15 protein-coding genes are annotated in these 19,754 nt (G+C 60.4%); 4 read left to right on the forward strand and 11 right to left on the reverse strand.

Features of this window, described 5'->3' with window-relative positions:
- Window positions 1-84: 84 nt before the first annotated feature.
- The 5 genes from Q0601_RS00215 to Q0601_RS00235 are packed head-to-tail and all read right to left on the reverse strand — an operon-like array spanning window position 85 to window position 5,056.
- Window positions 85-1,371: a TRAP transporter large permease gene (locus Q0601_RS00215; protein ID WP_305285860.1), complete on the reverse strand. Its 1,287-nt coding sequence runs from the start codon at window positions 1,369-1,371 to the stop codon at window positions 85-87.
- Window positions 1,368-1,895, reverse strand: coding sequence for a TRAP transporter small permease (locus Q0601_RS00220; RefSeq protein ID WP_305285863.1), 528 nt, complete (start codon window positions 1,893-1,895; stop codon window positions 1,368-1,370). Before Q0601_RS00220 ends, Q0601_RS00215 begins: the two co-directional genes overlap by 4 nt.
- A 12-nt stretch (window positions 1,896-1,907) precedes the next feature.
- On the reverse strand, window positions 1,908-2,894 hold the full coding sequence (gene dctP, locus Q0601_RS00225; RefSeq protein ID WP_305285865.1) for a TRAP transporter substrate-binding protein DctP: 987 nt from the start codon (window positions 2,892-2,894) through the stop codon (window positions 1,908-1,910).
- Window positions 2,895-2,918: 24 nt separating this feature from the next.
- The gene (locus Q0601_RS00230; protein ID WP_305285867.1) at window positions 2,919-3,872 is read right to left on the reverse strand and encodes a hydroxymethylglutaryl-CoA lyase; all 954 of its coding nucleotides are present in this window, start codon (window positions 3,870-3,872) and stop codon (window positions 2,919-2,921) included.
- On the reverse strand, window positions 3,869-5,056 hold the full coding sequence (locus tag Q0601_RS00235) for a CaiB/BaiF CoA transferase family protein (protein ID WP_305285869.1): 1,188 nt from the start codon (window positions 5,054-5,056) through the stop codon (window positions 3,869-3,871). Before Q0601_RS00235 ends, Q0601_RS00230 begins: the two co-directional genes overlap by 4 nt.
- An 85-nt stretch (window positions 5,057-5,141) precedes the next feature.
- Between Q0601_RS00235 and Q0601_RS00240 the strand changes: the two genes are divergently transcribed.
- Window positions 5,142-6,071: a LysR family transcriptional regulator gene (locus Q0601_RS00240; protein WP_305285871.1), complete on the forward strand. Its 930-nt coding sequence runs from the start codon at window positions 5,142-5,144 to the stop codon at window positions 6,069-6,071.
- Window positions 6,072-6,123: 52 nt separating this feature from the next.
- On the opposite strand, the gene Q0601_RS00245 is transcribed toward Q0601_RS00240, so the two are convergent.
- The 6 genes from Q0601_RS00245 to mazG form a co-directional block, all read right to left on the reverse strand.
- Complete coding sequence (locus Q0601_RS00245) at window positions 6,124-7,380, reverse strand: AGE family epimerase/isomerase (RefSeq protein WP_305285873.1); 1,257 nt, start codon at window positions 7,378-7,380, stop codon at window positions 6,124-6,126.
- A 15-nt stretch (window positions 7,381-7,395) separates the two neighbouring features.
- On the reverse strand, window positions 7,396-9,708 hold the full coding sequence (locus Q0601_RS00250; RefSeq protein ID WP_305285875.1) for a Tex family protein: 2,313 nt from the start codon (window positions 9,706-9,708) through the stop codon (window positions 7,396-7,398).
- A 71-nt stretch (window positions 9,709-9,779) separates the two neighbouring features.
- A complete protein-coding gene (locus Q0601_RS00255) occupies window positions 9,780-12,323 on the reverse strand; it encodes a cation:proton antiporter (protein WP_305285877.1) in 2,544 nt (847 codons plus the stop codon).
- Window positions 12,324-12,431: 108 nt separating this feature from the next.
- Window positions 12,432-13,400, reverse strand: coding sequence for a HesA/MoeB/ThiF family protein (locus Q0601_RS00260; protein WP_305285879.1), 969 nt, complete (start codon window positions 13,398-13,400; stop codon window positions 12,432-12,434).
- Between the two features lie 174 nt (window positions 13,401-13,574).
- Window positions 13,575-15,377 carry a phosphogluconate dehydratase gene (gene edd, locus Q0601_RS00265; protein WP_305285881.1) on the reverse strand — a complete coding sequence of 601 codons (1,803 nt, stop codon included), beginning with the start codon at window positions 15,375-15,377 and terminating at the stop codon, window positions 13,575-13,577.
- A gap of 155 nt (window positions 15,378-15,532) precedes the next feature.
- Window positions 15,533-16,345: a nucleoside triphosphate pyrophosphohydrolase gene (gene mazG / locus Q0601_RS00270; protein WP_305285883.1), complete on the reverse strand. Its 813-nt coding sequence runs from the start codon at window positions 16,343-16,345 to the stop codon at window positions 15,533-15,535.
- Window positions 16,346-16,407: 62 nt separating this feature from the next.
- On the opposite strand from mazG, the gene Q0601_RS00275 reads away from it, so the two are divergent.
- The 3 genes from Q0601_RS00275 to secD all read left to right on the forward strand — a co-directional run bounded on the left by Q0601_RS00275 (window position 16,408) and on the right by secD (window position 19,754).
- Complete coding sequence (locus Q0601_RS00275) at window positions 16,408-17,571, forward strand: M20 aminoacylase family protein (RefSeq protein WP_305285886.1); 1,164 nt, start codon at window positions 16,408-16,410, stop codon at window positions 17,569-17,571.
- A 174-nt stretch (window positions 17,572-17,745) separates the two neighbouring features.
- Window positions 17,746-18,075 carry a preprotein translocase subunit YajC gene (yajC, locus tag Q0601_RS00280; protein WP_119746113.1) on the forward strand — a complete coding sequence of 110 codons (330 nt, stop codon included), beginning with the start codon at window positions 17,746-17,748 and terminating at the stop codon, window positions 18,073-18,075.
- Window positions 18,076-18,089: 14 nt separating this feature from the next.
- Window positions 18,090-19,754: a protein translocase subunit SecD gene (gene secD / locus Q0601_RS00285; RefSeq protein ID WP_305285890.1), complete on the forward strand. Its 1,665-nt coding sequence runs from the start codon at window positions 18,090-18,092 to the stop codon at window positions 19,752-19,754.

Below are 19,754 nucleotides of genomic sequence, written 5' to 3' on the forward strand. Positions count from 1 at the left end.
TCCGGTGCGAAATGCAGCCCCGAGCGTGCCAGAGCTGATAGCGTCGCCCGGAACTGATATCTCGCCGCCGGGATCAACTTCGGATCATCGACCGAAACCCGCCGCATTCGGCAGCCAGGTCGTCAGTTCCGGAACGGCAATCAGAACGGCCATACCGCCCAGCATCAGCAGAACGAAAGGTGCCGCACCTCGGACGATAGTGCCAAGCGTGGCATCGGTAATGCCCTTGATGACGAACAGGTTCATACCCACCGGGGGTGTGATCATGGCGAGTTCCAGATTGACCATCAGCAGGATACCGTACCAGATCGGGTCGATCCCGAGACTGGTGATCGTCGGAAGCAGGATAGGCGTCGTGATCAGGATGATGGCGATGGATTCAAGAAACATGCCAAGCACGAAGATCAGCCCCATGACCACAAGGATGAAACCGATCGGACCAAGGCCGAAGCCTGCCACCGTCTCCGTTACGCCGACGGGCAGGCGGATCAGGGTGATCGCATGTCCGAACATCGCCGCGCCCGCAATGATCATGAATACCATCATCGATGTGCGCATAGTGGAATAGGCGCAGTCCCACAGCTCGCGCAGGCCAAAGTTCCGATAGACCAGAACAGCGACCAGAAGCGCATAAAGAGATCCTGCCGCCGCAGCCTCGGTGGCGGTGAAGACGCCGAAATAGATACCACCCATCACAACCGGCGGTGCAAGCAGTGCCCAGACCGACCGGCGGAATGCTGCGGCCGCCTTGGGCCAGCCAGCCCATTCCGGTGAAGCGATTCCGCGGCGGGCACGGGCCTGCAGCACGCAGAAGATCGAAAAGACCAGCGCCAGCAACAGGCCGGGCACCACTCCGGCAAGAAAGAGCGCACCGATCGATGCGTCCGAAACGACGGCATACAGGATCATCGGGCCCGAAGGCGGGATCAGGATGCCAAGTGTGCCCCCGGCTGCGACCACGCCCAATGCATCGCGTTCTGGATAGCCGAAGCGTTTCATCTGGGGGATCGCGCTTGACCCTATGGAAAGCGCGGTTGCGACGGATGAGCCGGAAATGGCAGCGAAGATGGTGCAAGCCAGCACGGTTGCGACACCAAGGCCGCCTTTGACATGGCCGATCACCGTATGGGCGAAATCATAAAGATCGTCGATTACCCGTGCCTTGATCATAACCTGCGCCATGAAGACAAATAACGGGATGGTGCTGAGGACCGGCTTGTTCATATGCATGTAGACCGCGTCTCCAAGCCCGTCGATATCGCCTTCGACCAGCAAAAGGATTCCGCCGGCAGTCAGACCCAGCGCAGCGAAGATCGGAATACCGCTCAGAAGCAGCAGAAGCAGGACACCAAAGACCAGAAAAAGCGTCACTTCGGCACCTCCCGGATGCTGCGCAGCAGTCGAAGGCCGGCGGCAAGGAACAGAAGCATCGACCCGATCACGACCGGCACCTGCGGAATCCAGGTCTGGATTTCGATATAACCGACCGAATAAGAGCCGAAAGCGCGGGCGAAGGAGATCGAATCCCAAGTCGACATCCCCACGATTACGGCGAAAACCATGATCGTGAAACTGGCGAATACGGACTGGATACGGCCCATGCGGGGGCCAAGCCGCGCAGTCGCCAGATCAATCGCGATATGATCGCCCCGGCGCAGCGCTTCGGCGGCGCCAAGCATCACCATGGTTACCAGCAGATAGCCAACCATCTCGTCATTCCACTGCAAAGGACGACCCATCAGGTAACGGCGCGTGACTGCAAAGGTAATCTGGATCAGTACCACAAGGATCAATGCCGTGCTGATCGCGCCGCAGAAGCGGACCAGTCCGGTAATGATGCGATCGGGGAAGAAGGGGGCGTTTTCTACCCCTTTCTCGGAACGGATGTCATGCATGGAAACCGCCGGTCATATCTTGCTCAGCAATTCCAGCAGCTTCTGGCTATCGGGATCGCCTTCACCGAAAGCCTTGTCGAAAGCTGGCCGCATGACCGCCTCCAGCGCGGCATTTTCTTCGGGCGTTGCGATATGGACCTTTACCCCTTTCTCAAGCAATTGCTCGGGGCCGGCATCGCCGGCTTCCACCGATGCCTCGATCGCCCATTCCGAGGCTTTCAGCCCGGCTTCCGTCAAGGCGGCCTTCGAGGTGTCGGACAGGCTATCGTAGAATTCGGGATTCAGATAGCCGTGCAGATAGGCAGAAAGGACCGGAACGACTGTGAACGCGTCCTGAACTTCGTAATATTTGCGCGAAACGGCGGCAGCCACATCGGTAATCGCACCGTCAACCACGCCGGTGGCAAGTGCCTGATAGACCTCTGAGCCCGGTAATGCGGTGGGAGTAGCGCCAAGCGCCTCGAAAGCGGCATCGAAAGGCGGTGTGAGGCCGCGGATTTTCAACCCTTTGAAATCTTCCGGTTTGACCAGCGGTTCGCCTTTGGTGGTGAAGACGGATGTATTGGTCTGGAACATCCAGACAACATTCTTCACGCCTTTTTCCAGCAATTTTTCCTCAAGAAATGCGGCGGCTTCGGATTCCGGCCATTTCTTCCATATCTCGATATCGCCGAAGGCAAAGGGAGCCACGGTCACGTTCATGATCGGCAATGTCTTGCCCCATTGGAAATTCAGCGAAAAGGCGCATTCGATATCGCCCTTGGCTGTGGCCACGATGTTTTCACGGGCACCAACCAGACTGTCGGCACCGAAGACATGCACATCCAGTTCACCCTCGGAAAGTGTCTCGACCTCTTCCGCCCAGCGCTCGACGACTTTGGCGATATGATGTCCCGGCGGAAGCTGGTGGCTGCAACGCATTTCGGTTGCGGCAAAAACACCGGTTGCCGTCGAGGCAAACAGGGCTGCGCCGATTGCGGCGGACGTCACATATTTCATGATTGGTTTCCTCCCTACTGTTTTTCAGATCGTGCGGCTGGTTTTCCAACTGACATTCGGTGGCGGACCGGCTCGATTCAGAGTCCCGTGAAATCGTTCGCCCGGCATCGCCTCCTCCGCGATGGCCCGTGCGGCCTTTAGGCCGGCGAGATCGATTCCGGTCCGATAACCCATGGTTTCCGCCAGATAGACGATATCCTCGAAGACGACATTACCGGTTGCACCCGGTGCAAAAGGACAGCCGCCAAGGCCCCCAAGCGAAGCATCGATGACGCGCGCGCCATTGTCCAGTGCGGCTGCGGCATTGGCGATGCCCATGCCACGCGTGTCGTGCAAGTGGATGATGAAGGGGCGGCCAGCGCATAATTTCTCTATCCGGGCGCATAGCGCCCCTACCTGCTTCGGCCCGGCATAGCCCACTGTATCGGCAATCCCGACGATATCGGCGCCGGTGGCAAGACAGGTTTCGGCCAGTCGTATCACCTCATCATGCCTTACCTCGCCAGCGATCGAGCAACCGAAAGCCATCGCGATCCCGGCATTGATGATCTTGTCCGGGGCATCGTTATCGCGCATGGTTACGATCTTGCCGACCAGTTCCACCGCGGATTTGCGCGAGCGGCGCATATTGGCCTGACTGTGCTCATCGGTGGCCGAGATGACACAGACCATTTCATGCAACCCGGTCCGAAGCGCGGTTTCCGCTCCGCGCTCATTCAGCGTCAGTCCGGCGGAATGAATGTCCAGCCGTTCACTGGCATCCAGCATTGCCTCGATATCGGCGAATTGGGGAAAGCGGGCGGCGGGCAGGAAAGAACCGATCTCGTAATGCCGTACACCGGCCTGCGTTTCGCGTTCCATCCAGGCGATCTTTGCGCTGGTAGAGGGGATAGCCCGGGCGAGCTGTAAGCCGTCGCGCAGCCCGACCTCTCTCAGGGTTATCCTGTCTGTTGGATAGATCGCATCGACCCGGCTCATGCGGTCACGTCCTTTGCGCCGCTGGCAAGAAGGATTTCGGTTTCGCTCAAGCCAGCGCGGGATAAAACTTCGCGGGTGTCTTCGCCGATGTCCGCGATGTCGAGCGCGCCACCGGTGACCGCGGCATCATCGACCTCGAACGGCATCACCGGGGCACGAAAAACCTGTCCCTCGGGCAAGCGCGAAGCGAATAAGCCATCGGGGCGCAGGACATGGGGATCGTCATACATTTCGGCGGGTCGGTGGATCGGGGAAAAAGGGATGCCTGCATCTTCGAACATCGAGGCAAGCTGCGCGAAACGGAATTCCCGCACAGCGCTGGCGACGATAGGGATAGTCCAATCGCGCGCCTCTATCTGGTCCATGCGTTTTTGCAGGCGGGGATCGTCGCGCAGGCTGTCGAGACCCAGAAGATTGCACAGTGTGACCCACTGGCCTTCGGTCACAGCGCCGATAAAGACCTGCCGGCCGTCTCCGGACTCGAAAATGTCATAGACGGGCCAGGAAAATTCGCGTTCGGGCATTGGCGGCGCCTCGCGGCCTTCGATATCGAACTGCACCATATGCTGGGCGACCAGAAGCAGGCAATTTTCGAACAACCCGGTGCGCAGCACATGGCCTTTACCATCTTTGCCGCGCTCGAGAAGTGCGGCTAGCACCGCGAAAGCGCCGAACAGCCCGCCCATGATGTCATTGGCGGAAGAACCGATCCGCAGCGGTCGCCCGGTCGGGCCGGTCATATAGGCCATGCCGGTCATCATCTGCACCACCTCGTCCATGGCGGTGCGATTTTCATAAGGACCCTTGAGAAAACCCTTGAGAGACGAGACGATAAGCTGGGGATATTTCTTCCGCAGCATCCCGGGGTCAAATCCCATTCCGGCCAGCGACTCGTCGCGGAAATTTTCGACAAAGATATCGGCGCTTTCCAGAATGCGGTGCATCGCGGCCCTGCCTGCATCCGATTTCAGATCCAATGTGATGCTTTTCTTCCCACGGTTGAAAGTTGGGTGGAACCCGCGTCCCATCCCGGTAAGCGCACGGGTCTTGTCACCCTCAGGCGGTTCAACCTTGATGACTTCTGCACCCAGCATGCCCAGGAACATCCCGCAGGACGGCCCCATGATCATATGGGTCATCTCGATCACGCGCAGACCGGCAAGCGGCTTGAAATCATCATTCATTCGGTATCCTCCCGACTCGCAGATTAGCCAAAAGCCAATCAGCGGAATAATATAATGTTTGGATGTAACCCTTCTGGAAACGAGAATGCTTGATACCCGTCAGCTACAGTATTTCGCAGCCATTTATGAAAGCGGTTCGCTTGCACAGGCATCGCAGACCCTCCGGGTGGCGGCTTCGGCGCTCAGCCATCATCTGGCACAGCTTGAACACCGGCTTGGAAGCCCGCTATTCCTGCGCAAACCACGCGGAATGGAGCCGACCGCCGCGGGGCATCGGCTGCATGAACATACAAGGTCGATACTGCGGTCCATTGCCGCTGCCGAGACGGATCTCAGGGATAGCGTGGGGCAGGTGTCGGGCCCGGTCTCGGTCGGAATGTCCTTTTCCGCCGTCAAAGCGATTGGGGTCGAGTTCATTTCGAGGGTGGTGCATGATTACCCGGATGTGCAACTGGTCCTAACCGAAAGCCTTTCGGGAACCGCCTTGCCTTATCTGCTGGCCTCGGAGGTGGATCTGGCGTTGGTTTACAATCCGCCCAATGACCCCGCCATCCATTCCGAGCCTGTGCTTGAGGAAACGATGGTCTGCGTTGGCCGTTCGGAAATCATCGGAGAAACCAAGGACCCGATCAGTTTTGCCGAATTGCTCGAACTGCCGATTATCCTGCTGCGTCAGGGTGTGTCGGCCCGCGCGCTCATCGATGACAATACGTTGCTCAAGAAGATCGAGGCGCGGGCGCGCCTACAGATGAATTCGGTTCAGGCCATTGCCGGAAGTATTGATGCGGGGCTGGGCTGTGTGATCGGAACGCGGCTGTTCATGCAGGATCAGTTGCAACGCGGATCCGTCCATGCCCGCGCGATCACCAATCCAGAACTGTCACGCACTTTGCATCTGTGTCAGGTCGCCACGCGTCCACGAACCTTTGCCTCCGAGGCAATTCGCGCATTGTTGCTTGGGTTGGTGCGAAAAGCCGTCACCGACGGACGATGGGAGGCGCAGCTTGTCGGATGAATACGGCCAGAAAGTTGTGTCGCCGGTGGTGCCGCGGTGAAGCTGTGCCGATTCATGCCAAGGGCTGCATTCGGGCAAGCGCATCGGCCATTCGCGACAGGCCGGGCAAAAGCGGGAACAGGTCGGCTTGCAGCGCGTGGTAAATATCCGGCTTGCCGGTAAACTGCGGCCGCGCCCGAGTTTTATTGTCGCGCGGCTCGGGAAACCATCCGCCATATTCATGATCGATCAGGACTGAAGCCGCGAATTGCCACAGGCGCCGGTACCACATCTCGTCTTCGTCGCGGGCTTCCAGTTTGATCAGGCTTGCCAGAACGCCGATGGCTTCGGTCACCGGCCACCAGTAGCGCGACATGTCAAGCTGAGCGCCGTCGAAACGCAGGGTATAAACCAGGCCCTCCCGCTGCTGATCCCAGGCGGCGCGCAGGGCGTGTTGCACCAGTTCACGGGCATGAGCGGGTGCAGAGCCCTCGGGTCTTCCGGCCAGATCCCACCAATGCAGCAATAATCGCGCCATCTCGAAGGAATGCCCGGGTGTCGTGCCTGCCGGCCGGAACATCGGATTACCGGAATAGTCCGGGTCGGCAGTCCAGTTTTTGTCGTAATGCTCGGGGATTTGCCAGCCATTGCGGGCCGCCTCACCGGCGATGAAAAACGCGAGAATGCGTCCGGCGCGGGTCAGAAATGCGGTTTCTCCCGTGGCTTCATAGGCGGTCAGCAGGGCTTCAACCCCGTGCATATTCGCATTCATGCCGCGATAGGTCGAAAACACCTGCCAGTCACGGGTGAACTCGTCGCGGAACAGCCCGTGGTCTTCGTCCCAGTAATGCCGGTCCAGAATCTCGACGATATCGCCCAGAAGGCGGTCCGCATCCGGGTGGCCCGCCAGTTTCGCGCTGGAAGCCGCCAGCAGAACAAAGACATGCCCATAGGCCAGCTTGGTCCCGTCGGTGACGCCCGCCGCATCCCCCGCCGCATCCACGGACCAGAGATAACCGCCATGCTGCCGGTCGCGATGCCCCTGCCACAGCCATGCCATCCCCTGATCGATGATCTCGGCCTTGTCCGCCCGCCCGGCCATTTGCGCAAGGGCATAGCAATGCACAAGCCGTGTCGTCGTATGAAGTTCCTGCAATTCACCGGGCAAGGGCCTGCCGCTGTCGTCAAGCGTATGGAAACCACCCCCCGCGCGCGGGCTGGCATCGAAGAAATCAAGCGCCTTCCGTGCATCCTGCACAAGAAAGGCCCGATGCGTGTCATCCTTTAGCCAAAGGCCCGCAGCATCCGTCTTGCCGGGTTCGCCCATCATCCGCTCCTTCCCGGTTCACCGTTTCCGCATGGCATCCATAAGCGCGGCGCCGAACGATCCGTTCCCATCATTCCCGCGCGGCGCGGGTTTGACTTGTCTCGGCTTTTGCGCATTCCCGGAGGGGCCGCGTGACTGCGCCCCCGCCTTTCGTCCTTCTTGCGCCCCGCCATCCTTGCGCATGGTCAGGCCGATGCGCTTGCGGGGGATATCCACCTCGGTCACGCGAACCCTGACGATATCCCCGACCTTTACGACCTCGTTCGGGTCCTTCACGAAACGGTCGGCAAGCTGGCTGATATGCACCAGCCCGTCCTGATGCACACCGATATCGACAAAAGCCCCGAAGGCCGCGACATTGGTGACCGTGCCTTCCAGCGACATGCCAGAGCGCAGATCCTTGATATCTTCGACGCCCTCCGCGAAGCTGGCGGTCACAAAGCCGGGACGCGGATCGCGGCCGGGCTTTTCAAGTTCGGACAGGATGTCGCGTACCGTGGGCAGGCCGAATTTATCATCCACGAAATCCTCGGCGCGAAGCCCCTTCAACGCCATGGCATCACCCATGATCGCGCGGATGTCGCGCCCGCAGGCTTTCACGATCTTTCGCGCGACGCCATAAGCCTCGGGATGGACGCTTGACGCATCCAGAGGCTCGTCGCCCTCGCGAATGCGCAGGAAACCCGCGCATTGCTCGAAGGCGCGGGGACCAAGCCCCGCCACATCTTTCAGGGATTTGCGCGAACGGAATGCACCGTTGCCGTCCCGATGCGTGACGATGGCCCCGGCCAGAGACGGCCCCAGCCCCGCCACATGGGAGAGCAGCGCGGATGAGGCCGTGTTCAGATCGACGCCGACCGCGTTCACCGCATCCTCGATCACGGCTTCAAGCGCTTTGGTCAACTGCCGCTGATCGACGTCATGCTGATATTGCCCCACACCGATGGATTCGGGCGGCACCTTGACCAGTTCCGCCAGCGGATCCTGCAAGCGACGGGCAATCGAGACCGCGCCGCGCAGCGAAACGTCCAGATCGGGAAATTCCCTTGCCGCCAGTTCCGAGGCCGAATAGACCGATGCCCCCGCCTCGGACACCACGACCCTGGTCGGCGCCTTTTCCGTTTTGGGCAGGCGTTTCAGCACATCCGCGACCATCCGCTCGGTCTCGCGGCTGGCTGTGCCATTGCCGATGGCGATCAATTCGGCACCGTGCCGTGCGATCAGGGTCAGCAGGGCAGCCTCGGCCCCCGCCAAATCTTTCTTCGGGGGAAAGGGATACAGCGTTGCGGTTTCCAGCAGCTTGCCCGTTGCATCCACGACAGCCAGCTTGACCCCGGTCCGAATGCCCGGATCAAGGCCGATCGTAACTTTTGCCCCCGCCGGAGCGGCCAGCAGAAGATCCTTGAGATTGCGGCCGAAGACCCGGATGGCCTCGTCATGGGCGCGTTTGCGCAATTCGGTCAGCAGGTCGATATACATGGTGTTCGACAGCCGCACCCGCCAGGTCCAGCCGGCGACCTGCCGAAGCCATTTGTCCCCCGGCTGTTCGCCCAATTTGCCGATGGCCTGCGCCACGATTCCTTCGGCGCGCGCTGCGCCACTGTCCGGATCGGGGGAGATGTCGATGGTCACCACCTCTTCCTTTGCAGCCCGCAGGATCGCAAGCGCACGATGCGCGGGGATATCGGCCCATCTCTCGCGGTGATCGAAGTAATCGGAAAATTTCGCACCGGCCTCTTCCTTACCGTCCACGACCTTTGCCGCGATAAATGCCTCGGTCCGCATGAAATCGCGCAACGCACCCAGCAAAGCGGCATTCTCGGACAATTCCTCGACCAGAATGTCACGCGCTCCGTCCAGAGCCGCCTTCACATCGGGGACGGTTTCGGAAATGTAGCCCTGCGCCAGTTCCTGCGGTTCGGAGTCGCGATTTTCCTGAATGGCGCGCAGCAATGGTTCCAGCCCGTTCTCACGGGCGATCATCGCCTTGGTGCGGCGCTTGGGCTTGAACGGCAGGTAGATATCCTCAAGAGTTGCCTTGGTTTCCGCCGTGGCGATGCTGCGCGCCAGTTCATCGGTCAGCTTGTTCTGTTCGCGGATAGATTTAAGGATCGCCTCGCGCCGGGCCTCCAGCTCACGCAGATAGGCAAGCCGTTCGGACAGGACCCGCAACTGGCTGTCATCCAGCCCACCCGTCACCTCCTTGCGGTACCGTGCGACAAAGGGGACCGTCGCGCCGCCATCAAGCAGTTCCACAGCGGCATTGACCTGCGCGGCGCTGGCATTGATCTCGGTCGCGATGACGCGGGTGATACGTTCGGCTGACTCCATCTGATCCTCATTCGTTCCGGAAACAATGTCCTAGCCTTGCGGCGTCCATGCGCCAAGCGCGAAAACCCGTGCTACTCGGCGGCTGTGGGTTTTTTCTCTTCGAGTTTCAACTCAGGAAGCTCGAGGAGTTCGGCCCGTCGGGGATTGCCCGCCAGGCTTTGGCGCACGGCCTCGCGAAGCGCGTGCGAGCGTTTCAGAATCCGGCGGAAACTGGTTTCGTTCAGTTCCAGCAGGCTGGTGGGCGTGATTGCCGTAACTTCCGCCCGGCGCGGCTTGCCGGTCAGGACAGCCAACTGCCCGAACATGTCGCCCCGCCCAAGACGGACGGTCTGTCCGGCCGTTTCTTGCTGAACCGCGCCAGAGGATACGAAGAAGACGCTATGCGCCGCGCTGTCCTTGCGAAGAATGACCTTTCCCGCATTGACATAACGCGTAGTCAATGCGCGGCCCAGTCTGCGCATCTCGTTTTCGCTCAGATCGGCGAATAGCGGGAATTGCCGTACCAATTCTTTTTTCGGCAGCGCGAGGTCGAGATGGGGGCGGCCTTCGGACTCGGCGCGGCGGCGGCTGATATCCTGCATCAATGCGGTGTGCAGCTCTGATCCGATCAGCCCGTCGTCATGCATGGCGTTGTACTCGCGTTCTTCCAGACGCAGGGCGGTGCGGCGGATAAAGCGTCGTTCCAGCTTTTCGGCATAGCCGGGATATTGCAGACGCAATCCCTCGATCGCAGTTTCAACGGCTTCGACCCGACGGTTCAGCAATTCATGCAGGAGTTCCGCAACCCTGCGGCCGTGAATGCGACGGATCCGACGATCAATGAATTTGTATAAATCACGCAATATCAGCCGCTTTGCAAGCAACATCTCGAAGCGATCTGCGGTCATGCGGGCAAGTGGCGTGGCGATATGCAGCCGGTTGCGCAGGAATGCCGCCAATCTGAAATCCTTGCCATAGCGCAGACTGCGCCGCGCGGCCCGCTGATATCCGGTGCGCCCGCCGGTCCGCGCAGCTTCGATCATCCGGTCCGCGTCGAAAAGCATCGTTTCCGACAGTCGTGCGCTTATTGCCCGTTCGCGGAACCGTTCAAGGATCACTTCGCGCTCATATCCGGCAAGCGCGATCAGGCCCAGCGTGATACGGTCGCGATCAAGGATTTCGGTATTATCCTCTGCCTCCGCCTGCGCGACCGCCTCATCCAGCCTTTGGGCGAAGCGCTTGGCCTCCGAACGGACGGTTTCGCGCGTCAGTTCGTAATCTTCGGCGGTTTCCGCGACTTCTTCACGCACGGTTTGCAGCGATACGGCGATCACCTGATTGGATAGCGCGACATCCAGAGGGGACAGTTTGTCCAGTCCAAGCTTTCCGATCACCCAACGCAGCGTCGTTCCCTGAACCAGAAGCGTGAACAGGGTAAACCCGGTTGCGACGATCCCCACCAGTCGTTTCGTTTCGACCGGTACGCGCAGGTTTTCGGTCACCGCCAGCGCCAGCGCCAGCGTGACCGCACCGCGCAAGCCCCCCCAGAGGATCGCGCTCCGATATCGCCCGCTGACCTGCGGCGAGACGCGGACCGCCGATAATAACGGCATCAGGCCGAACAAGACGATTGCCCGTGCCACGGTGGCGGCGGCGATCACCACCAGAATAAGTGCGAAATCGCCGGCATGCGTATCCTCCAGAAGGCGCGGGATCAGCAATGCGGCGAGAATGAAGATCAGTGCCCCGGCCCAATGCGCAAGCAGGGCCCAGACCTCGCGCAGATTGGTCCAGAAGGCGGGCGACAGCCGGACAGGGCCGATGATGCTCATGGTCAGCCCGGCGACCACGACCCCGATCACACCGGATGCGTCGAATAATCTTTCCGCCATAACGAAGGACAGATAGGGGACCGCGACCGAAACCGAAATCTGCGCCAGTTCGAAGCGGGCGAACCACATCATCAGGACGACGGCGATACGCGCGGTCAGAAATCCGGCAAGCGTACCGCCGACGAACAGCATCGGAAATCCGCTGATCGCCTCGCCCAGAGCGGGGTCCGCGCCACCCAGCGTGACGAAACCCATGAACAGGCCGAACAGTGCGATTGCGGCGGCATCGTTCAACAGGCTTTCGCCCTCGATGATCCGTGCCAGGCGCCGCGGTGCCGAGATCGAGCGGAAAATCCCCACTACGGCCGAGGGATCCGTGGTGGAGACGATCGATCCGATCAGCAGGCAGATGACCAGCGGCAAGCCGCTGAACCATGCCAGCGAATAGCCGATCGTCAGGGTGGCAACGACGACGGCCACGACCGCCAGTGTCAGGATCGGTACCCAGTCATCCAGCATCCGCCGCACATTCATTTCCAGCGTTGCCTGAAAAATCAGTGTCGGCAGAAAGACATAGAGGAACACGTTCGAGCGGATCGGCAGGGCCAGAATTGCCTCGGCCACCGGGTCCAGGGCATTGGTCAGACTGGTACGCAGGAAAAAGATTGCGGCGGCCCCGATCAGAATGCCCAGAACCGCGAGAATCACACTGTAAGGCAATGCCAGCCGCGCCGCCAAAGGTTCAGCAAGCCCGATGAGGACGAAAAGCGACGCTGCAATGGTGGTCAGAAGAACGATGTCCATTGCTCTGCGATAGCCGGATTTTTCGGGTCAGGGAATATCTTCCCGCAACAAAAATCGATCACAATGGAGCGTTGATGCGTTTCGGCTAAAATTCGAGCGAACCGTGGCTTACGCCTGTCCATCGGCCAGCAATGCCAGATCCGCATGCCCCCGATCCGCCAGTTGCCGCGCCGCCCGCCATGCCCTGAGACCGCTGCGGCAGCATAACACCACGCGCTGCCCGGAAGGAGGTTCCCATTCGGCGATTGCTTCGGGACCAAGCCGCAGGGCATGGGGTGCTACGGGCGAAGGGGATTCGCTTTCCGGGCGCAATTCGATCACGCAATCAGAAGGGCGCAGCCCGTTGCGTGAAATGAAAGGCAGGGCAGGGCCGTCAGGCTCGGGCGCGTCGGTAAAGCGGAAACTGCTGAAGCGCCATCCGGCAAGATCAACGGTCACCATCTGCCCGATGGGGGAAGGTTCAAGGCCCAGCAAAGCGGACATGGCCATCTGCGCCTGCAATGCACCGACGGTCGCGACCACGGGGCCCATGACACCCGCTGTCGCGCAGCTTTGGGCATTGCGCGGAAGTTCCGGAAAAAGCGCGCGCAGGGATGGGCCCCCGCCGCAGAAACCACCGGCATATCCCTGCCGGCCCAGTACCGATCCGGCGATCAGCGGCAAGCGGCGGCGGGCGCATTCGTCCGAAAGAATGTAACTCACGGCAAAGCTGTCTGCCGCATCGACGACCAGATCAACATCCTCCAGCAGCGGTCCCGCCGTATCAGGATCAAGCCAGCCGCGAATTGCCTGAAGTTCGATCTCCGGATTCAGCCGCCGGGCTTCCCGCGCCGCGCAATCCGCCTTGGGCTGTCCGATATCCGACATGCGGAAGATCGTCTGCCGATGCAGATTGCTTTCACTGACCAGATCATCGTCCAACAGCCGTAATCGTCCGACCCCGGCCCCGGTGAGCGCCGGGATCACGCTTGACCCAAGCCCGCCTGCACCAACCACAAGCACATGCGATGCGGCAAGCCGGGCCTGTCCGACAGAGCCGATCTCGGGCAGGATGGTCTGACGGTCGTAACGGGTCATTCCGGCGGTTCCTTGGGCGGGTTCCGGATAGAGATATGAGTGTCCGGCGATGTGTTTCAACCGGAATTTGACGGATGGCGTTTCATATTGCGCGTGGCGGTGCTTTCAGATCCGCAAAACGCGGCAAGATTTTCGTCATCTCCGCCCGCAAGCTATTCTTGCTGCGACGAAGGATCACACGACCACGCCGGCGCCTTCGGTCGCGGGGCCGGCAACGGCCCGGAAGGCTGCGAATAACTCGCGGCCCATGCCCTCGTTGCTGCCTGAGGGATCGAAACCTGCGGGGCGGCGGTTGTCGAAATCCTCGGCCAGGCAATCGATCGTGCCCATGGTGGCGTCCATGCGGATGAGATCGCCATCCCGCACGCGGGCAAGCGGCCCGCCTACGGATGCTTCGGGCGAGATATGGATCGCGGCGGGCACTTTGCCCGAAGCCCCCGACATGCGCCCGTCGGTCACGAGCGCCACCTTAAGCCCCCGGTCCTGCAAGACAGCCAGGCATGGCGTCAGCGAATGCAATTCGGGCATGCCATTCGCGCGCGGTCCCTGAAAGCGGACGACGACAACCGTGTCTTCGGTGAATTCGCCCGCCTTGAAAGCAGCCTTCACCTGTTCCTGATCTGTGAAAACACGGGCTTTCGCTTCGATCACATGACGTTCCTGCGCCACGGCGCTGACCTTGATGACGCCTCGGCCAAGATTGCCCTCCAGCTGTTTCACTCCGCCGGTTCGGGCAAAGGGAGCGCTGGCCGGGCGCAGGATCTTGTCGTTCAGGGATTCTTTCGCCCCGGCCTCCCAGCGTACACGCTTTCCGTCCAGTTTCGGTTCGGCCGTGTAGCCGTTCAAGCCGGTTCCGTTGATCGTTCTGACATCGGCATGCAGCAGACCCGCTTCCAGCAATTGCCCGATCATATAACCGATGCCGCCAGCAGCATGGAAATGATTCACATCCGCCAGACCATTCGGATAGACCCGCGCCATTAGCGGGACATTTTCGGAAATATCATGGAAATCGGCGATATCCAGCAGCACCCCGGCCGCCCGCGCCATGGCCGGCAGATGCATGACCAGATTGGTCGAGCCGCCCGTCGCCATCAGACCCACGATGCCGTTGACAAAGGCACGTTCGTCCAGAACCTCGCCCGCGGGCAGGTAATCGTTGCCCAGTCGGGTGATCGCTGCCGCGCGTTCAAGACCGGCCACGGTCAGGGCTTCGCGCAGGGGGGTGTTCGGATTCACGAAGCTGGAGCCGGGCAGATGCAGCCCCATGAATTCCATCAGCATCTGATTGCTGTTGGCGGTGCCGTAGAAAGTGCAGGTGCCGGGGGAGTGATAAGAGGCCATTTCCGCCGCCATCAACACGTCACGCCCGACCTCTCCGGCGGCGAATTGCTGGCGAATCTTCGATTTCTCGTCATTCGGCAGGCCGGACGGCATCGGCCCGGCGGGAATGAATACGGCGGGGATATGGCCGAACGTTGCCGCCCCGATCACCAGTCCTGGTACGATCTTGTCGCAGACCCCCATGTAAAGCGCCGCATCGAAACAATCATGGGACAACGCCACCCCGGCGGCCAAAGCGATGACATCGCGCGAAAACAGCGACAACTCCATCCCCGCGCGGCCCTGCGTGACGCCGTCGCACATGGCGGGAACGCCGCCCGCAACCTGTACAGTTACCCCGATTTCACGCCCGGCGCGGCGAATGATATCGGGATAGCGTTCATAGGGCTGATGCGCCGACAGCATGTCATTATAGGCCGTGACGATCCCGATATTCGGCTTGCGCGAGCCCGCCAGATCGTCCTTGTCATCCATTGCCGCATAGGCATGGGCCTGATTGCCGCAGGACAGATGCGCCCGGCGGGGGCCATCCTCGGCGGCTTTGGCGATCTTTTTCAGATAAGCGCTGCGGGTGGTTTGCGAACGTTCGCGGATACGGTCGGTCACACGGTCGATGGTGGCGTGAAGGGTCATCTTGCTGCCTCCTCTGGCTTTGAAGGCACAATAATCTGTTAGCGATAACAATTCAACCCATGCTTGGAATTTGCAGCTATCACCGCGCGAGATTTCAGCAGATCGTCACATGCGGGAAATAGCCGTCAAATTCGCCGGATCGGAAGCGGGATCGTTCAGCCGGTGGCTTTTTCGGCCAGCTTCGCCTGATCCCACAGGCGATCCATCTCGGCAAGATCGCTATCCTCCGGGCGGCGGTTATCCGAGGCCAGGGCGGCCTCTATCGCCTGGAACCTGCGGGTGAACTTGGTATTCGCGCGGCGCAGCGCCTGTTCCGGATCGATCTTCAGATGCCTTGCCAGATTGGCCATGACGAACAGCAGATCGCCGAATTCCTCTTCAAGCTCGTCCGGTCCCAGATGATCGCGGGCCTCAACCAGTTCGGCGGTTTCCTCGGCGATCTTGTCCAGAACATTCGCGGCATCGGGCCAATCGAAGCCTACCCGTGCCGCCCGGTTCTGCAGTTTGACCGCCCGTGTCAGTGCCGGCAGGCCAAGCGCGACCCCGTCCAATGTCCCGCGTTCGGCCTTGCCCGCGCGTTCGACGGCCTTGATCGCCTCCCAGTCTTTCACCTGTTGTTCGGCGGATTTGTCGCGGCTTTCATCGCCAAAGACATGCGGATGCCGGAAAATCAGCTTGTCGGAAATTGCTGCGGCGCAATCCGCAAAATCGAACATGCCCTGTTCCTGCGCCATTTGCGCATGGAACACGACCTGCAACAGCAAATCGCCCAGTTCGCCCGGCAATTCATCCCATGCCTTGCGGTCGATGGCATCGGCGACCTCATGCGCCTCTTCGATCGTGTAGGGTGAGATCGAGGCGAAATCCTGTTCGATATCCCAGGGACAGCCGGTTTTCGGATCCCGCAACTCGGCCATGATGTCGATCAGGCGGGTGATCTCGGCGCCCGCGTTCTTGCTGTCAGCCATTGCAATTCATCCCGTCCTCGGCTCCGATGAACCGATTGCCACAGCATGAAGGGTGAGTCCACATGCCAGTCCTGAACCGAATCGCTTCCTTCGCTGACGATATGACCGCATGGCGACGGTATCTGCACCAGCATCCGGAACTGGGATTCGAGTGCCATGAAACGGCGAAATTCGTCGCAGGGAAGTTGCGCGAGTTCGGAGTGGACGAAATCCACGAAGGAATCGGAAAGACCGGCATTGTCGCGATTATCAATGGCAAGGGCGGAGGAAACACGATCGGATTGCGGGCCGATATGGACGGGCTGCCGATGTCCGAGACAAGCGGGGTGGAATGGGCCTCGACCGTGCCGGGACGGATGCATGCATGCGGACATGACGGGCATACGACCATGCTTCTGGGGGCGGCGAAATATTTGTCCGAGACACGGAATTTCACCGGACGCGTGGCGTTGATCTTTCAGCCCGCAGAAGAGGCTGGAGGCGGCGGAGACGTCATGGTTCAGGAAGGCATCATGGAGCGATTCGGGATCGGCCGGGTCTTCGCGATGCATAACAGTCCCGGTCAGCCTCAGGGGAGCTTCTATACCACGCCGGGGCCGATTATGGCGGCCGTGGACAGCTTCGAGATCGATATCAGCGGCCGTGGCGGCCACGGCGCGATGCCGCATCTGACCGCGGATCCGGTGGTGGCGGCCGTGGCCATCGTGACTGCGATCCAGACGATTTCCAGTCGCAACCATTACGCTTTGGACGATCTGGTCGTGTCAGTGACGCAGATCCATACCGGCAGCGCCGATAATATCGTTCCGGATGATGCGTGGATCTGCGGCACCGTACGGACCTTTGATCCGGATGTGCGCGAGATGGTCCGTCGCCGCCTGTCCGAGATCTGCACAGGGCAGGGTGCGGCCTACAATGTTACCGCAACATTAAACTATCACGAGGGATATCCCGCTACCGTCAACGATCCAGATCAGACAGCTTTTGCAGCGCAGACCGCCCGTGAGGTGGTGGGAGAGGCGAATGTCGCCGATAATTATGGCCGCGAGATGGGGGCCGAGGATTTCAGTTATATGCTGAATGCGCGTCCGGGCTGTTACCTGTTTCTGGGGCAGGGCGGTGGGCCGGGAGTTCACAATCCGGGTTATGATTTCAACGACGATATCGCTCCTATCGGCGCCAGTTTCTTCGCGCGTCTGGTCGAACGCGCCCAGCCGGTGGATTAAAGCCGGAAATACCCGCCGCATGGCGACGTGGGGGCTGTTCACGCGGTTCTGAACCCGAAAGTCAGCTTTGGGCATGCGGTTTCTTGCCAATAACCGGCCACACAGATAGGTTGCGCGCCAACTCGTGAGATGGTCCGTCATATTGACCCGGTCCGACAGCCGAAAGGAAATTGAATGTTCGCTACTCCTGCCTACGCACAGGCCGCCGGTGGTTCCGGCGGAGCTGCCTTTGCTCAGTTCATTCCGCTGGTACTGATCTTTGCGATCATGTATTTCCTGATGATCAGACCTCAGCAAAAGCGGGTGAAGCAGCATCGCGAGATGGTGGCCGCGCTGAAGAAGGGCGACCAGATCGTGACGCAGGGCGGTTTGATCGGCAAGGTTGTCAGTGCCCGCGATGACGAACTGGAGGTCGAAATCGCGCAGGGCGTGCGTGTCCGTGTGGTGCGTTCGACCGTGGCGCAGGTGATTAGCGCAACCCAGCCCGTTGCCGCCAATAGCTGAAGGCCGGATAACAGATGCTTCAGATCGACCGATGGAAACGTATCCTGATCATCGGGCTCTGCGTGCTGGGTCTGGCCTATGCCGCGCCCAACCTGTTCTACAAACGCGTAGAGGCGCATAACGACGCTGTCGCGCAGATCGAAAGGACCGGGGCCAGCACTCCGGAACTCGATGCGGCAAAGGCTGGCTGGCCGGGCTGGCTGCCGAGCGGTCTGGTCAATCTGGGGCTTGATCTTCGTGGCGGCGCGCATTTGCTGGCCGAGGTGCAGGTCGAGCAGGTCTACAAGTCGCGGATGGATGGGCTTTGGCCCGAACTTCGTCGCGCGCTTGCGGATGAGCGATCCACCATCGGCGCGATTCGGCGGGTGCAATCGCCGGAAGGGACGCTGAAAATCGAGATCGCCAATCCCGATCAGATGTCCCGCGCAATCGAGATCGCCCGCGGCTTTTCGGATCCCATCACCAGTCTGACAGGGGCGGGGCAGTCCAGTCTGGATATCTCGGGCAGCGGCAAAACGATGACGATTCAGTTGTCGGATGCCGAAAAGATCGCCGTGAATGACCGGACAATGCAGCAGAGCCTTGAGATCGTCCGCCGCCGTATCGACGAGGTGGGAACCCGTGAGCCGACGATTATTCGACAGGGCGATGACCGCATTCTGATTCAGGTGCCGGGCATCGGCTCGGCTGCCGAACTCAAGGAACTGATCGGTACGACGGCGAAACTGACATTCAACCCGGTCGCAGGTACCGGCTCGAATCCGGATGCGTCGGTCGATATCGGGCAGATCGTGCTGTCCGACGCCGAGAATGAAGGCGTTTATTACACGATCGAAGAAAACCCGGTCGTCACGGGTGAAGAATTGAACGATGCGCTTCCGGCCACGGACGAGAACGGATTTCCTTCGGTCACATTCCGTTTCAACCCGTCCGGAGCGCGGAAATTCGGGCATTATACATCGGCCAATATTGGCCAGCCCTTCGCGATCGTATTGGATGACGAGGTCATCTCGGCCCCGGTGATCCGGCAGGCGATCGAGACCGGCTCGGGCCAGATTTCAGGTTCGATGACCTTCGACGAGGCAAATCGGCTTGCAGTGCTGTTGCGCGCGGGCGCGCTTCCAGCCGAACTGAACTTTCTGGAAGAGCGCACGATCGGCCCGGAATTGGGGCAGGACAGCGTCGACGCGGGCAAGATCGCAGCTGGCGTGGGGTTCGTGGCAGTGGTTGCCCTGATGATCCTGTCATATGGGCAGTTCGGCGTCTTTGCCTCGATTGCGCTTGCCATCAATATGGGGCTGCTCTTCGGCGTGCTGTCGATGATCGGCGCGACATTGACCTTACCCGGTATCGCCGGGATCGTGCTGACCATCGGTATGGCAGTCGACGCCAATGTGCTGGTCTTCGAGCGAATACGAGAGGAACTGAGACATGCCAAAGGCCCGGCGCGGGCGATTGAACTGGGCTACGAACGGGCGAAGTCCGCGATCGTGGACGCCAATATCACCACGCTGATCGTCGCTGCGATCCTGTTCTTTCTTGGCTCGGGGCCCGTCAAGGGTTTTGCGGTGACGTTGACCATCGGTATCGTCACCTCGGTTTTCACCGCTCTTTGGGTCACACGACTATTGACAGTCACGTGGTTCCACCGCGCCCGTCCACGCCAGATCGAGGTGTAA

It is taken from the genome of Paracoccus wurundjeri, assembly GCF_030678915.1.
Taxonomy (GTDB): Bacteria; Pseudomonadota; Alphaproteobacteria; order Rhodobacterales; family Rhodobacteraceae; genus Paracoccus; species Paracoccus onubensis_A.